Annotated in this window: 14 protein-coding genes; 9 read left to right on the plus strand and 5 right to left on the minus strand. The window is 65.7% G+C overall.

What is annotated here, in order from left to right; translation table 11 throughout:
• The first annotated feature begins 14 nt into the window (after positions 1-14).
• Together AAC014_RS08775 and AAC014_RS08780 are read left to right on the plus strand one after the other, a co-directional pair.
• Positions 15-911 (plus strand): XdhC family protein, encoded by an 897-nt coding sequence (locus AAC014_RS08775; RefSeq protein WP_339707861.1) that lies wholly within the window; start codon positions 15-17, stop codon positions 909-911.
• On the plus strand, positions 908-2,485 hold the full coding sequence (locus AAC014_RS08780) for a molybdopterin-binding/glycosyltransferase family 2 protein (RefSeq protein WP_339707051.1): 1,578 nt from the start codon (positions 908-910) through the stop codon (positions 2,483-2,485). The genes AAC014_RS08775 and AAC014_RS08780 overlap by 4 nt, the downstream gene beginning before the upstream one ends.
• Here the strand turns inward: AAC014_RS08780 and AAC014_RS08785 are convergent.
• Positions 2,476-2,997: a RecX family transcriptional regulator gene (locus AAC014_RS08785; protein ID WP_339707054.1), complete on the minus strand. Its 522-nt coding sequence runs from the start codon at positions 2,995-2,997 to the stop codon at positions 2,476-2,478. The genes AAC014_RS08780 and AAC014_RS08785 overlap by 10 nt on opposite strands.
• A gap of 165 nt (positions 2,998-3,162) precedes the next feature.
• On the opposite strand from AAC014_RS08785, the gene AAC014_RS08790 reads away from it, so the two are divergent.
• The 4 genes from AAC014_RS08790 (at position 3,163) to AAC014_RS08805 (ending at position 7,406) form a co-directional block, all read left to right on the plus strand.
• Positions 3,163-4,947 (plus strand): fatty acyl-AMP ligase, encoded by a 1,785-nt coding sequence (locus AAC014_RS08790; protein WP_339707057.1) that lies wholly within the window; start codon positions 3,163-3,165, stop codon positions 4,945-4,947.
• Between the two features lie 13 nt (positions 4,948-4,960).
• The gene (locus AAC014_RS08795; protein ID WP_339707060.1) at positions 4,961-5,869 is read left to right on the plus strand and encodes an NAD-dependent epimerase/dehydratase family protein; all 909 of its coding nucleotides are present in this window, start codon (positions 4,961-4,963) and stop codon (positions 5,867-5,869) included.
• Positions 5,870-5,939: 70 nt separating this feature from the next.
• Positions 5,940-6,188, plus strand: coding sequence for an acyl carrier protein (locus tag AAC014_RS08800; protein ID WP_339707063.1), 249 nt, complete (start codon positions 5,940-5,942; stop codon positions 6,186-6,188).
• 9 nt (positions 6,189-6,197) lie between these two features.
• Positions 6,198-7,406 (plus strand): aminotransferase class I/II-fold pyridoxal phosphate-dependent enzyme, encoded by a 1,209-nt coding sequence (locus tag AAC014_RS08805; protein ID WP_339707066.1) that lies wholly within the window; start codon positions 6,198-6,200, stop codon positions 7,404-7,406.
• On the opposite strand, the gene AAC014_RS08810 is transcribed toward AAC014_RS08805, so the two are convergent.
• From AAC014_RS08810 to AAC014_RS08825, 4 genes are all read right to left on the minus strand, one after another.
• Positions 7,396-8,085, minus strand: a complete 690-nt coding sequence (locus tag AAC014_RS08810) for an MBL fold metallo-hydrolase (RefSeq protein ID WP_339707069.1) — start codon at positions 8,083-8,085, stop codon at positions 7,396-7,398. The genes AAC014_RS08805 and AAC014_RS08810 overlap by 11 nt on opposite strands.
• A gap of 148 nt (positions 8,086-8,233) precedes the next feature.
• Positions 8,234-9,151 carry a hypothetical protein gene (locus AAC014_RS08815; RefSeq protein WP_339707072.1) on the minus strand — a complete coding sequence of 306 codons (918 nt, stop codon included), beginning with the start codon at positions 9,149-9,151 and terminating at the stop codon, positions 8,234-8,236.
• A complete protein-coding gene (locus tag AAC014_RS08820; RefSeq protein ID WP_339707075.1) occupies positions 9,148-10,119 on the minus strand; it encodes a diacylglycerol kinase family protein in 972 nt (323 codons plus the stop codon). Before AAC014_RS08820 ends, AAC014_RS08815 begins: the two co-directional genes overlap by 4 nt.
• 2 nt (positions 10,120-10,121) lie before the next feature.
• On the minus strand, positions 10,122-10,667 hold the full coding sequence (locus AAC014_RS08825; RefSeq protein WP_339707078.1) for a DUF2141 domain-containing protein: 546 nt from the start codon (positions 10,665-10,667) through the stop codon (positions 10,122-10,124).
• A gap of 121 nt (positions 10,668-10,788) precedes the next feature.
• On the opposite strand from AAC014_RS08825, the gene AAC014_RS08830 reads away from it, so the two are divergent.
• From AAC014_RS08830 to AAC014_RS08840, 3 genes are all read left to right on the plus strand, one after another.
• Entirely contained in the window at positions 10,789-12,012 is a 1,224-nt protein-coding gene (locus AAC014_RS08830; protein ID WP_339707080.1) for an LptF/LptG family permease, read from the plus strand.
• Positions 12,009-13,112, plus strand: coding sequence for an LPS export ABC transporter permease LptG (gene lptG, locus AAC014_RS08835; protein WP_339707082.1), 1,104 nt, complete (start codon positions 12,009-12,011; stop codon positions 13,110-13,112). The genes AAC014_RS08830 and lptG overlap by 4 nt, the downstream gene beginning before the upstream one ends.
• A gap of 62 nt (positions 13,113-13,174) precedes the next feature.
• On the plus strand, positions 13,175-14,650 hold the full coding sequence (locus tag AAC014_RS08840) for an oligosaccharide flippase family protein (RefSeq protein WP_339707085.1): 1,476 nt from the start codon (positions 13,175-13,177) through the stop codon (positions 14,648-14,650).
• Positions 14,651-14,652 lie beyond the last annotated feature (2 nt).

A 14,652-nucleotide genomic window follows, 5' to 3' on the forward strand; every position in this document is an offset into this window, starting at 1 on the left:
ACGACACCGCCGCACTGATCGCGACGCTCCGCGGCTGGATTGCCGCGGGGCACAAGGCCGCAATCGCCACGGTGATCGAGACGTGGGGCTCGGCGCCGCGCCGCGTGGGCGCACACCTCGTGATTCGCGATGACGGCTTGTTCGAAGGATCGGTGAGCGGCGGCTGCGTTGAGGGCGACGTGATCGCCGCGGCCGCGGACGTGATCGTGGACAATGCGCCGAGGCGCCTCGACTACGGCGTCGCCGACGCCCGCGCCTGGGAGGTCGGCCTTGCCTGCGGAGGCCGGATCGCGGTTCTGGTGCAGCCGGTCTCCGAAGCGGGCTTCGCCCCTGCCCTCGCCGAACGCTTAGGCAAAGCCCTTGCTGCGGGCGAAAGCGTGCGCGTCACCACTGATACCGATGGTATTTCCAGCGAGGGTGAAGGCGAAGGTTTCGTGCGTCTTTACGAACCGGCTGGACGCCTGATGATCGTCGGCGCGGTCCATATCGCGCAGGCACTCGTTCCGATGGCTGAGCTGCTGGGCTACGTGCCGCTCGTTGTCGATCCGCGCGGCAGCTTTGCCGCCGCTGAGCGCTTCGCACACGTCGCAGTCGATCCGCGCTGGCCCGACGAGGCTCTTGCCGACTGGAAGCCGGACGGCGCGAGCGCGATCGTCGCACTGACGCATGACCCCAAGCTGGACGATCCGGCATTGATCGCGGCGCTCAACTCGCCCGCGTTTTACATCGCCGCGCTCGGGTCGCGGAAGAACCAGGCACTCCGGCGCGAGCGCCTTGCCGCCGCGGGTTTCAACGACATGGCGCTGGCGCGCGTCCACGGCCCTGCTGGACTTGCCATCGGCGCGGCGAACCCTGCCGAGATCGCCTTGTCGATCGCGGCCCAGATGATCGCGGTACGGCGCGGCGCGTGAAGTTCGGACCTGCCCCTCTCGACCGCGCGGAAGGCGCCTATCTCGCCCACACGGTCCATGTCGGCGCGCGGCGGATCGCCAAGGGCAAGCGCCTTGATGCGGCGGACATTGCAGATGCCCGCGCGGCGGGCCTTGCCGAACTCGTCGTGGCGGCGCTCGAAAGTGATGATCTGCACGAGGACGCCGCCGCTGCACTGGTCGCGTCCGCCGCCGCAGCGTCCGGTCTCACCGCCCAGCCGTCAGCGCATGGCCGCGCCAACATCGTTGCCGACGCAGCCGGTCTGCTGCTCGTGGAATCGACCGCAATCGATGCCGTGAATGCCTACGACGAGGCGGTGACATTGGGAACGCTCGCCCCGTTCGCGCCCGTCGCAAAGGGCGAGATTGTCGCGACGGTGAAGATCATCCCCTTCGCCGCGCCCGAGGCCCTGACCCTAAACGCCGCCAGAACCGCGAAAGGCGTCCTGCGGCTGGCTCCGTTCGGCAGACGTCGCGTTTCCTTCATCCAAACGACACTTCCCGGGACGGCCGCGAAGCTGCTCGCCAAAACCGCCGAGGTGACGGAGGCACGCTGCGCCGCGCTAGGGCTCTCCGCATGGCGCGAAATGCGTTGTACGCACACGGAAGAGGCCCTCACCACCGCGCTTGCCGAAACAGCGGAGGCCGACATCGTCCTCATCAGCGGCGCCTCGGCGATCAGCGACCGGCGCGACGTAATTCCCGCCGCGATCGAACAGGCAGGCGGGGCCGTGCTGCGGCTCGGGATGCCGGTCGACCCCGGCAACCTCCTGTGCCTTGCGCACATCGGCACTCGGCCCGTGATCGGCCTTCCGGGCTGTGCGCGGAGCCCGCGCCGCAACGGCTTCGATTGGGTTCTGGAACGGCTGTGGGCGGGCCTTGACGTCAGCGGCCAGGACATCGCCCGCATGGGTGCAGGCGGATTGCTGGCAGATGTTCCTCGCCCGGAACCACGCCCGAAACCGGCGGCGGGGAGCACCGTCGGCGCTGTTGTGCTCGCGGCAGGACGTTCCGTGCGCATGGGCGCGAACAAGCTGCTCGCGGACCTCGGCGGCAAGCCGGTGCTCGCGCACGTGCTCGAGGCGGTGGAAGGGACCGGACTTCCCGCGATCGTTGTCACGGGCAACGCCGAAGCGGAAATCGCGACCTTAGCGGGGCACTACGGTGTGCCGAGCGTCCACGCTGCGCGCTACGCTGACGGTCTGAGCCAATCGCTCGCAGCGGGCATCGCCGCCGTGCCCGAAGACTGGTCGGCAGCGCTGGTGCTGCTGGGCGACATGCCGGAGCTAAGCGCGGGGCATATCGAAAGCCTCGCGGCAGCTGCGGACGCGAACCGCATCGCGGTGCCCGTGCACAACGGCAAGCGCGGCAATCCCGTGGCCTGGGGCCGGCGCTATTTCGCGCGGCTGCGAGGTCTTGAAGGCGACGTGGGCGGCAAGGCGCTGCTCGCCGAGTTCGCGGACGATATCGTGGAGGTGCCGGTGGAGAGCGACGCGATCTTCATGGATGTCGACACGCCCGAAGCCCTCGCGGCGGCACGGGCGCGCTACACGTAATCGGGGTCCACGTCCCGCATATCAAGAATCTCGGCGGCCACGCGCGAATCGTGGCCCGCGCGCAGCATCGCCGCGAACTGCTTCTGCCGCACTGCGCGATCAGGCGCTTCCCGCGCGAACGGGCCGAAGCGCTTGCGGCGCGCGTAGGCCATGGCCGCACCGCGCGCATCGACCGCGCCCGTGATCTCGCCCCGCAGGTCTTCGGCAAGGCCCGCCGCGCGCAGATCCTGCCCGATTCGTCGCGCGCCGTAGCCGCGCCGCTCAAGCCCCCGCGCCCGCGCCTCCCCGAACGTGCGATCGTCGACGTAACGCAACTCCGCGAAACGCGCGACGATGGCGTCCACGTCGGCGTCGCGCTCCCCGGCCCAGCCGCGCTCGTGCAGCTTCCGGCTGAGGTAGGATGCCAGCTTGCCTTCAGAGGTCGCGTAGCGCTCCACATACCTGAGCGCGAGCGCGCGAAGCGCTTCTTCATCGAGCGGCGTGGGCGGTTTTCGGCTTTTTTCGGTACGCACGCCATGTTCCTGCCATAGTCGGACCCAATTTTGAACGTCACATTCCGGCAAAGGCTGACGCTGGCCTGTTTTGCAAGTGGCCAAGGAGTCGTGTATTTGGCGAGGTTTATGAGCGGCGAGAAAAAGCCGCCGCTGCGCCGAGAAGAGCTGAGGAGGTTCGGGGACTTGCTGAATCGCACTTCGGATTCGAGCGCGCTTGCGCTGTCCGGCGCCGATGAAACGGCGCTGGCGCCAACGCCGACGCTCGACGATTTGCCGCGCCGTCTGGCGGATTTCAACACGCTTGGCGAAGCATTGGATTATGCGGCGCAGGGCAACCGCGGCCTCAACTTCTTCGATGCGCGGGCACGGCTCGCGCGCGTCCTGACGTTCGCGGACCTCAAGGTCGATGCGACTGCCAACGCCTACCGGCTGATCGCCGCCGGCATCAAGCCGGGCGACCGCGTGGCGCTGATCGCTGAGACGAGCGCGGATTTCGTGAGCCTGTTCTTCGGCGCCATATACGCCGGTGCGCTGCCCGTGCCGCTGCCGCTGCCGACCTCGTTCGGCGGACGCGAAGGCTATGTAGAGCAGATTCGCAGCCAGCTCACGTCGTGCGATCCCGAGATCGCGTTCGCACCGTCCGGCCTCGCCGCGATCGTGGCGGAAGCCGCGCACGGCCTGCGCTGCCGCACTGCGCACGACTGGCTGGACTTCATGGCGCGCGAAGCAAAGCCCGCCGCGCTGCCTTCGGCGCGCAAGGCCGACATCGCCTATCTCCAGTATTCCAGCGGCTCGACGCGCTTCCCGCACGGCGTGGAAATCACGCACGAGGCGCTGCTCGCGAACCTCAATGGCCATGCCGTGGGCGTGAAACTGCAGCGCGACGACCGTGTCATTTCGTGGCTGCCTTATTATCACGACATGGGCCTCGTCGGTTGCCTGATGGCGCCGATCGCGAACCAGGTTTCCGCCGACTACCTCGCGACCGAGGATTTCGCGCGCCGTCCGCTGTCGTGGCTCGCGCTCATCACGCGCAACGAGGGCCACAGCCTCTCCTATTCGCCGACCTTCGGATACGACATCTGCGCCCGACGCGTCTCCAGCCAGACCGATGTCGCCGAGCGTTTCGACCTGTCACGTTGGCGGGTCGCCGGCAACGGCGCCGACATGATCCGCCCGGACGTGATGAACGCCTTCGTCGAAGCGTTCGCGCCCGCCGGGTTTTCGGGCGGTGCGTTCCTCCCGAGCTATGGCCTCGCCGAAGCGACGCTTGCCGTCACCATTTCTCCGGTGGGCGCCGGCATCGTCACCGATCTCGTCGACGAACGTCTGCTTTCGGGCGAGCGCGAAGATGCGGGCGCGGGCACCGGCCGGATGCGCGCGATCGTGAACTGCGGCGTCGCGCTGCCGGGCATGGAAATCGAAATCCGCGACGAATCGGGCCGCCGCCTCGGCGACCGCCAGATCGGCAAGGTATTCGTGGCTGGCCCCAGCATCATGACCGGCTATTTCCGCGATGAGATTTCGACCCGCGCCGCGCTTCAGGGCGAATGGCTCGATACCGGCGACATGGGCTACATGCTGGAGAGCGCGCTCTATATCGTCGGCCGCGCCAAGGACATGATCATCATCAACGGCAAGAACCACTGGCCGCAGGACATCGAGTGGGCGATCGAGCAGCTTCCCGGCTTCAAGGCGGGCGATATCGCGGCCTTCTCGATTACCACGGAAGGCGGCGAAGAATCTCCTGCCGTGCTCGTGCAGTGCCGGACCAGCGATGCTGCGGAACGCGCCGACCTCCGCGAGACGATCAAGACCAAGGTACGTGCCATCACCGGCATGAACTGCATCGTCGAACTGGTCCCCCCGCGCACGCTGCCCCGCACCAGCTCGGGCAAGCTCAGCCGCTCCAAGGCGCGCGCGCTCTACCTCTCCGGCCAAATCCAGCCCTTCGACATCGCGGCCTGACGCCGCCCCGCGCATGACGACACTCGCCATCACCGGCGGAACCGGCTTCGTCGGGTCGAAGCTGATCGATCTTGCGCTTGAAAAGGGCCACGCGGTTCGCGCGCTTGCGCGCCGCGCCCAACCGGAACGGCCTGGCGTCGAATGGGTTGCGGGCGATCTCGGTAATCGCGATGCGCTCTCCCGCCTGACAGAGGGCGCGAATGCGGTGATCCATGTCGCGGGCATCATCAACGCCCGCACGCCGCTGGAGTTTGCTGCAGGCAATGTCGAGGGCACGCGTGCGATGTTGGCGGCGAGCCGCGACGTGCAGCGCTTTGTGCATGTCTCCTCGCTCGCAGCGCGCGAGCCGGCGCTCTCGATCTACGGGAACACCAAGGCCGCCGCCGACGCGCTCGTCGAAACCTCCCGCCCCGATGCGGCGATCGTGCGCCCGCCCGCTGTCTATGGGCCTGGCGACCGCGAGACGGCGAACCTCTACAAGCTCGTCGCACGTGGCTGGGCGCTGCTGCCGGGCAGCGGGCGCTTTTCCATCGTCGAGGTCGCCGACCTCGCCCGCGCGCTGCTGGCACTTGCCGAAAACCCGACATCAAGCGGCATTTTCGAAATCGACGACGGAACGCCGGGCGGCCTCAGCCATCGCGAGATGGCCGCGCACATTGCCGCGGCGCTCGGCAAGACGCCGACTTATGTCCCTCTTCCCCCGGCCGCGCTCAAGCTCGGCGCAGCGATCGATACGCTCGGCGCGAAGCTTGCCGGGCGCCTGCCGGCGCTCAGCTTCGACCGCGCGCGCTATCTCGCGCATCCGGACTGGGTGGCGGACAGCGCCCCCTTGCGCGCACTCGGCATCTGGGCGCCTGAGGTGCCTGCCGCCGAAGGCATCGCGCGAACAGCCGAATGGTATAGAAGCGCAGGCTGGATTTAGGCCGCGCGCCTGCCTATCCCCTGCCACAATCTATTGGCATCGAACCGCAACGACATTTCAGGACATACGCATGGCGCACACACGCGACACCATCCTCCCCAAGCTGATGGAACTGATCGAGCCGCTGAACCGCAAGGGGATCGCGCTTTCCGAGGACACGAGCTTCGCGAGCGATCTTGAGCTGGACTCGCTCACCGTGATGGACCTCGTCGCAAACATCGAGGACGAATACGACATCATCCTGCCGATGAACCTGCTCCCTGAGCTGGAGACGATCGGCCAGCTTGCCGATGCCGTCGCCAAGATCGTGAACGGCTGAGGCGAGACGATGGGCGATCTTTTCGATAAATTCGACCCGATCATTGCTGAAAAGGCGGCGCTACTGGCGACGGGGGTCAACGACCCGTTCAATCTCGTGATGGAGCACGTCCACTCCCCCACCGAAGCGACGGTGAACGGGCGCGAGACCATTCTCGTCGGCACCTACAATTACATGGGCATGACCTTCGACCCCGACGTGATCGCGGCGGGCAAGCAGGCGCTCGACGAATTCGGCGCAGGAACCACCGGCAGCCGCGTGCTGAACGGCACCTATCAGGGCCACCGCGAGGTCGAGGAAGCGCTCAAGGATTTCTACGGTACCAGCCACGCGATGGTGTTCTCCACCGGCTACCAGGCGAACCTCGGCCTGATGGCGACGATGGCCGCGCGGGGCGAATACATCATCCTCGATGCCGACAGCCACGCATCCATCTACGACGGCTGCGCGATGGGCAACGCCGACATCGTACGCTTCCGGCACAACAGCGTGGAGGACCTCGACAAGCGTCTCGGTCGGCTGCCGCCGGAGGCGGGCAAGCTCGTCGTCCTCGAAGGCGTCTATTCGATGCTCGGAGACATCGCGCCACTCAGAGAAATGGTCGCGGTCGCCAAGAAACACGGCGCGATGGTCGTCGTCGACGAGGCACACGGCATGGGTTTCTTCGGCCCGAACGGGCGCGGCGTTTACGAGGCGGCAGGCGTTGAGGCGGACGTCGATTTCGTCGTCGGCACCTTCTCGAAATCGGTGGGCACGGTGGGCGGCTTCGTCGTTTCCAACCACCCGAAGTTCGAGGTGCTGCGTCTCGTCTGCCGGCCTTATGTGTTCACCGCCTCGCTGCCGCCGAGCGTCGTCGCCACGGCGGCGACATCGATCCGCAAGCTGAAGCACGCGCATAACAAGCGCCAACATTTGTGGGAAAACAGCCGCAAACTGCATGGCGGGCTGAAAGCCAAGGGCTTCACCATCGCCACCGAGACGGCGGAAAGCGCGATCATCGCAGTGCTTATGCCGGGCCAGGAAGCCTGCGCGCGCATGTGGAGCGCGCTCATCGAGCTTGGCGTCTACGTTAACATGGCGCGCCCGCCGGCTACGCCCGCCGGCATGTTCCTGCTGCGCTGCTCGCTGTGCGCCGAACACCGTGCCGAGCAGGTGGACATCATCATCGATCGCTTCGTGCAGGCAGCCGGGATCGCGGGGATTCCGCTCAACGCATAGCCGCGACGTTCAGGCGCCGCTCGTATTCGTCGGCCAGCCTGCGAAGCGCCTTCGCCCCGTCTCCGCGGAAGGATGAGCCGTGCATGACGGCGAGCAGGCTGGGCGCCAGATCCGCCAGTCGGCGCAGCGTTGGCGCGGTATCGGGCGTGAGGCTGGTCGCCCCGAACATGTCTTCTGCGGCCATGGCTGCAGGAACAATATCGCTTGCTGTTACGGCCTCACCGTCCCCGACCTGCGTGAACACATCCCCGCAAAAGAGTGTGGCAGTCGTTTCCTCGTAGAGCATCTGCGCCTCCCAGCCGTGCGGAACATGCGGCGTGGGAACAAGCCGAACACTCTTGCCGCCAAGATCCATCACCTCGTCCTCGCCAAGCGCCCGAGGCGCACGGTCCGCGAGATCATTGACCGAGATATTGCATCCAAGCGGGCTGTAAACGACCTGTGCGCCGGGCGCGGCTTCAAGCCACAGGTTCATCGCACCGCATTCATCGGCCTCGATATGCCCGAAACTGATCCAGCGGAGGCGATCAAGCGGCAGGAGGGCAGCGACGGCTGACGAGACTGATGCGAAGAGCGACCGGGGCCCGCAATGAAACAGCAGGGGTTCATCGGCAATGATCAGGAACTGATTGAATGTGAAACCCGCGGGCGGCGCAATATCGGCGATATGTGTCGACACGCGGTGGATACCCGGAGCGATCTCGGTGGTTCGCGTTTGGATACGGGCCTCCCCTCGAAAGATCACCCGAACGGATGTTTCCACTTTTTTGACGAAGCCGTCACAGAAGTCGAGCTTCGGATTGCCGCTGCGAGAATTTCGATCGCGATTACCGTATCGCGCCCTTGCGGATCAGCTTCGGAAGCAGCACGAGCCCGGCAAGGATCGGAAAGCGGCGGTGCCAGGGCTTCACGACGATGCCCGCGCCCGCATGGCGATTCACCTTCCACGCGATATAATCGACGCCACCCGTGAAGGTGAAGCTGGCCTTCGCGAGCCGTAGCACCGAAAGCAGCTTGCCCCGGCGGCGGAGTCTCGCCCACACGCGTTCGCCCGCTTTGCGATCGGCATCCGCGCGGAAGTGGACGATGCCGCCGCGCACTTCCGCCGCGAGATCGCTGTCCGCGATAGCGGGCGCGGTGAAGGCGGTGTAGCGCGCGGGATCGGTTTCGAAGATCGACTGGCCGCGCCCGGCCCGTTCCGACCGGAGTTCGGAGGCGTAGGTGAGCGCGAAGGCGCCGGTCCACAGCGCCTCGACACTGAGATCATCGTCGAGCATCGGCCGCGCGGTCTTCAGCAATGTCGGCGCGGCTGTCGCAACCGCGCGGATCACGCGCGCGCGGGCTGCATCGCCGCGCACCCACACAAGCCGCGCGGGCTGCGCGAAGCGCGCCCACACCGAAACATTGTCGCAATCCGGTGAGCAGGCATGGGCGAAATCTTCGACCGTCATCACCGCGAACTTGGCGCGCAGCGCTTCGTGCTCCGCGTAGAAAACATTCGGCGGGATCAGCCGGTTGGCCGTCGCCATCCAGCGGCGCGTGTAGGCGCGGTCGTAGGAATCGACGAGCAGGTAGAAATCGAGCAGCGAATCGCCGAGGTCCTCGCTCCTGAGACACGAGCCATAGAACAGCACGGCCTGTGCGGCGCCCCCGCATCGCTCCGCGATCGCCCTCGCGAAATCAGAGACTTCAGGAGCGGCTGGCGTTTCCAGCTCGGCCGCGACAAGCGGCACGAGTGCCGTCATGCCGCGAGGTTGAGGAAGGACACCGGCGCGGTCGGCGTCAGCACGATCGAATGACCCTCGCCCGCCTCATAAAGCTCTCCATCGAGGATGACGCTCGCGCGCTTGCCCTCGATACGGATCTCGTCACCACGCCTCAGATGCAGGCCATTGAAGCGCGCGCTGCCGAGCCGCCCGGCAAGTGCGGACACCAGCGCCTTCAACACCGTTGCCCGGCGCTGCTCGATCGCCATCAGCTTCAGGGGGCCGGCACGATCGCTGAACGGCGTAGCGAAATTGAGCAGCAAGCGCTCGAGCGTCGTCACCATCAGCACGAGGAAACTGCCTTCGACCGGCACGCCGTCCCGCTGCAGTGACACACGCATCGGGCTCGGCCGCACCGGATTCCACCGCGCACCCGCACCGACGAGCACACTCGCGATCACGACGATCGTTGCGATCAGATGGCTGACCCAGTTCGGCAGGCCGAGCGGATAGATCTTGTTGCGGCAGAACAGGATCGCTTCGGCGAGGCCGGCCCCGCCGAGGAACATGCCGAACACGGGGCGCGCCGCGATGCCGTCGCTGAGCGCGATGAGCTGTCGCGCGACGACGTGCGGATCGACACCCGTCTCAACGATCTTGAGGATGTTCGACAACGCCTCGACCGGATTGGCGCCGGCACCGAGATCGAGCGCGATAAGGTTGGTCTTGCCGTTCGGCAGCACCGCGAGCGGCGGCACTGCGCCCTTGAAGTGGTGGCCGTTGTAGATTTCGGTGAGCGCCGCCTGCACGGTGCCGTCGCCGCCGTTGATGACGAGCACGGCGGGCTTCACGCGCGCAATCATGGCGAGCGCATCCGGCACTTCGGAGATATCCCCCACCTCGTAGTGGAAGATATTGGGATGCTGCGCCACGAACTCCCGAATGCGCGGCAATACCGACTTGTTACCGGTCGAGCGCGGGTTGGATAGGAGCGCGACACAGGCCATATTCAGTCGCGCCTTGCTACAAGGGGTTTCACGGAGAACAGCCCCTGACGATAGTTCAGGATGACATCCACGACGGTGACACCGTCGCGCGCGACGAACATCGCGTCCTCATAGTCGGGCTTCGACAGGCCGAGTTTCGGATTGCCCGAAAAGCCGACACCATCCTTCGAAACAGAAAGCTTGCCGTTCATGTCGCGGTCGTGGAGCACGGCCAGCGAGAATTCGCCGAAACGGGGCAGCGCCATGCAGACGTTCATGTCGCCCGTCCCAGTCATAGGCAGTTCGATGCGCTTCAGCTTCTTGCCCTTTTCGAGGAACTCGTCGGGGTTGTCGCTGTAAAGCTGAACGCGGAGCTTCCCGACGCGATCCTTGAAGCCGTAAACGCGAACAAGCGCAGCCGGTCCGCGCGCGCCCGGCGCGCAGGCCGCGGCTTCAGGGCCGATGATTGTCTGGGCGGCCGCAGGTGCTGAAAATGCGCCAAGAACAGCCGTCGTCGCAACGAGCGAACGGATCAGCCCCGGGAAAATCGCATATGAACGCTTCAGCACCATGAACCTCCTCGACCTTCCCCCTTTTTCGAATCACCAAATTGTTGATGCATCCCTGTCTCACCGTGGTATCGGGTCCGCTTGCGGCCAAAATTTGACCAAGGATCGACAAAACCAAGAGATGCTGGCCCAGTTCGACAGGTACATGGCGCGGCTGATCGCGGTGCCGCTGTTCGCGACACTGATGATCGCGGCCATGCTGCTATTGCTGGAGAAGATGCTGAAATTGTTCGACTTCGTGGTGAACGAAGGCGGGCCTGCATCGGTCGTTTGGCGTATGCTCGGCAACCTCATTCCGCAGTATCTCGGCCTTGGAATCCCGGTCGGCCTTCTTCTGGGCATATTGCTCGCTTTCCGGAATCTGGCGCTTTCGAGCGAACTCGACGCGATGCGCGCCGTGGGAATCAGCTACATGCGGATGCTGCGCGTGCCTTATATGTACGCGCTGCTCCTTGGCCTCCTGACGCTGCTCATCGTGGGCTTCATCCAGCCGATCAGCCGCTATGCCTATGAGGGGCTGGAGTTCGAGCTGCGCTCGGGCGCGCTCGGCGCCACGATCGATGTGGGCGAGTTCGTGCAGGTTGCGCGCAACACGACGATCCGTGTCGAGGAAAGCCGCGACCACGGCCGCGACCTGCGCGGCATCTTCGTCAGCGGCCAGAGCGCGGACGGCAAGACCGTTTCCGTCACCGCCGCGCGGGGCACATTCCTTGCGACCGACGATCCGGACGTTATCCTCCTGCGGCTCACCGACGGCACGCTCGTGCACGACGCGCCCGGCTACAAGCAGCCGCGCGTGCTGACCTTCCGTATGCACGACCTGCCCATCGACCTGCCACAGATCGAGCTGTTCCGCATTCGCGGCGCCGAAGCCGACGACAACGAGCTGACGCTTCCCGAGCTCTACCGTGTCGGCTATCTCGGCCAAGGCACCACCACCGAGGAAAATCGGGAGGCGGTGCGCGCAAACCTCCACCGGCGACTGGTGCAAGTGTTCGCGGTGATGGTGATCCCGCTGCTCGCGGTGGCGCTCGCGGTGCCGCCGAAGCGATCGACCTCGGCAGTCGGCGTGTTCGCGGCGCTCACCATCCTTATCGTCTACAACGAGATTTCAGAGGCCGCAGAGCGATCCGGCGCCGCGGGGAAAGCCGATATCGTGCTCAGCCAGTGGGGCAGTTTCATTGCCTTCAGCCTGCTCTGCGCGTGGTTCTTCCACGTACTCGCGAACGTGCCGGGCGGCCAGCCGATCGCGATGATCGAGCGCGGCGCGGGCATCGTCACCAAGTGGATCGTCAGCCTGTGGCGCCTGATCCGCCGCCGTTTCGCGCGGGCGAAAACCGCATGAGCAGCGCGCTTTCGCTCTGGCCCTCGCCGACCATCGCGACCTATACGGCGCGCTTGTTCATGATGCGCACGCTCGCGTTCGCGATCGGCCTCGTCGCCATATTGCAGACGCTCGACCTGCTCACGGAATCGAACAAGATCCTGGCCATCGACGGCAACGGCAACGCCGAGTTGCTGCGCTATGTGCAGCTTCGCGTTCCGCAGCTCATTTCGCAATTCCTGCCCTTCTCCGTGCTGCTCGGCGCGCTCGTGACGATGGCGACGCTGAGCCAGAACAGCGAAGTGACGATCTTCCGCGCCGCCGGGCTTTCCGCGCACCAGATCCTCTACCCGATGATGGCGGCAGCGCTGGGGCTTTCGCTGTTTCACTTCACCTTCAACGAGCTGGTTCTGGTGCGGACGAATGCCGAACTCATCGCGTGGGAAAAGGCTGAATACCGGCGCGATGCGGAAATCGACACGAATCCGCTCACCGACGTGTGGGTACGCGAGGGGCGCGAGATCATCCATGCCGACAGCGTGACGGGAAGCGGCAAGGAGACCGAGCTGCACGATGTGCGCGTCGACCGCCGCGACGGCAGCCGCCTGCGTCAGATCATCACCGCGAAAAGCGGCCGCCCGGACGGCAACGCCTGGCTGTTGAACGACGTCCGCATCTTCACGGTGCGCACCGGCGCGCTCTCCCGCGCACCGGAAATCCGGCTGGGCACGGGCATCGAGCCCGACCGCTTCACGATGCGCGCTCCCGATCCGGACCGGACAAACATCGCCGATCTCTGGAAGCAGACACGCCTTCTGGAATCGGTGGGACGCGGCACGGATTCGCTGCGCGTTGCGCTCTATCACAAAGTGTCGCTGCCGCTTTCGGCCGTGCTGATGCCGTTGCTCGGCGCCGTCACGGCGTTCGGTCTCGCCCGTTCGGGCAGGCTCTTCGCCCGCGCGGTCGTCGGAATGGCGCTCGGCTTTGCCTATTTCGTTGCCGACAATTTCATGGTGGCGATGGGCGAGTTCGGCACAGTGCCGCCATGGGCCGCGGGCTGGGCGCCGTTCCTGCTGTTCTTCCTCGTCGGCGAAGCGGTGCTGTTCAGGACCGAAGAATGACACACGCCGACCGTTCGAGCGGAAGGGGTATCAGCAAAAAAGCAGTTGTGAGGAGTGCGGGCGTGGTTGCGATGGCCAGGCTCGGCGCTCTGATCGAGGCGGTGGCGCAGCCGGCCTTTGTGTGGATGTTCGGGCTGGCCACCTACGGGATATACATGGCTCTGTGGGCGGCGGTGAACATCGTATCGAACGTCGCCGATCTTGCGATGACAAGCGCCATGCAGCGCACCATCCCCCAGGCGACAAGCGAGGACCGGGCGCACAGTGCGCTGAAGACTGCGCTCATCCTGGGCATGGTGCCGAGCGTCCTGATCGCGATCGGTGTCAGCGTGTTTGCAGCGCCGGTCGCCGCGCTGTTCAACGCCGCGCCGAAAGACAAGGACAGTCTCGTGCTTGCCGTCGGCGTGTTCGCATGGGCACTGCCGCTCTGGACATTCGTGGAACTCGCCACCTCCGCCGCGCGGGCGCGCAAGGCGTTTGGCCCCGAAGTCCGGCTGCGGATTTTCTGGGAACAGATCGTCCGGCTGGTGATGGCCGGCGCCGCCTGGCTTGCGGGATGGATGACGATGGGCCTGATCGTTGCGCACCTCGCCTCTCTCACGATCACCGCGCTGCTCGGCTGGCGGCTGCTCAGCCGCTATTACGACGTGCGCCTGCTTCTCCACGCGCCCTTCGACCGCGACGTGCTCGGCGATCTTCTCGGCACGGGGTTCGGAATCCTGCCCGCCAATATCGCAGCGCGCGCCTTTTCGGACGTGCCGCCGCTGCTCCTCAACTGGATGCTTCCAGGCGCCGCCGGGGCCAGCGCCTCGGGACTTTTCGGAATCGCGCGCAAGATCGCTTCGATCCCGCTCATCGTGCGGCACAGCCTGCATTATGTCATACAGCCGCTCGCGGCCGAGCAGGCGATGTACGACAAGGGCCGCATCAATCCCATTTACGGCTTTGCATCGCGGCTTTCGATGATCCTGCTGCTGCCGATGGCGCTGCTCCTCGCCCTACTCGCGGGGCCGATCCTTCTGCTGTTCCCACGTGAAGCCGCCGCCGCGGCGCCGCTCATCATCGTGCTGACGCTGGCGCGCGGTATCAACTCCATCGCCGGGCCGGCAAACGGCATTCTCCAGATGCTGCAACCTCGCATCCTGCCGACCACGAACGCTGTGCTCGGCAGTGTCGTCTGGCTGCTCGTCACGTGGCTTTTGTGGGAAGGCGATGCAGCCATGGCGATGGCCTGGGGCGTCGCGTGCGGCGTGTTCGTGATGGAATGGCTGGCGCTTGCAGAACTCTGGTACACCGACCGCCTCCATCCCTTCGAAGCACCATTCGGACGAGGCTTCGCGATCATCGGCGGATCGTCGCTGCTGATCTGGGCGCTGCTCGGCCACCACCAGCCATTTCCCTTGTGGCTCGACATCCTCCTGCCTATCGTTGCGGCGCTGGTTCTCGTCTGGCTCGGGCTGCGGTTCGTGCTGACGGAGCGCGAACGGCAAAACCTTGGCCGGAGCGGAAGAACGTTGGGGCTATCCAGCCCTCAATAGGA

The organism is uncultured Sphingosinicella sp. (assembly GCF_963974575.1).
Classification (GTDB): Bacteria; Pseudomonadota; Alphaproteobacteria; order Sphingomonadales; family Sphingomonadaceae; genus Sphingosinicella.

What these genes read in the sequence shown, in the direction of transcription:
- AAC014_RS08800 (WP_339707063.1), top strand. Translation starts at nt 5,940, where the DNA reads ATGGCGCACACACGCGACACCATCCTCCCCAAGCTGATGGAACTGATC.
- lptG (WP_339707082.1), top strand. Translation starts at nt 12,009, where the DNA reads ATGAGCAGCGCGCTTTCGCTCTGGCCCTCGCCGACCATCGCGACCTAT.
- AAC014_RS08795 (WP_339707060.1), top strand. Translation starts at nt 4,961, where the DNA reads ATGACGACACTCGCCATCACCGGCGGAACCGGCTTCGTCGGGTCGAAG.
- AAC014_RS08820 (WP_339707075.1), bottom strand. Translation starts at nt 10,119, where the DNA reads ATGGCCTGTGTCGCGCTCCTATCCAACCCGCGCTCGACCGGTAACAAG.
- AAC014_RS08815 (WP_339707072.1), bottom strand. Translation starts at nt 9,151, where the DNA reads ATGACGGCACTCGTGCCGCTTGTCGCGGCCGAGCTGGAAACGCCAGCC.
- AAC014_RS08805 (WP_339707066.1), top strand. Translation starts at nt 6,198, where the DNA reads ATGGGCGATCTTTTCGATAAATTCGACCCGATCATTGCTGAAAAGGCG.
- AAC014_RS08830 (WP_339707080.1), top strand. Translation starts at nt 10,789, where the DNA reads ATGCTGGCCCAGTTCGACAGGTACATGGCGCGGCTGATCGCGGTGCCG.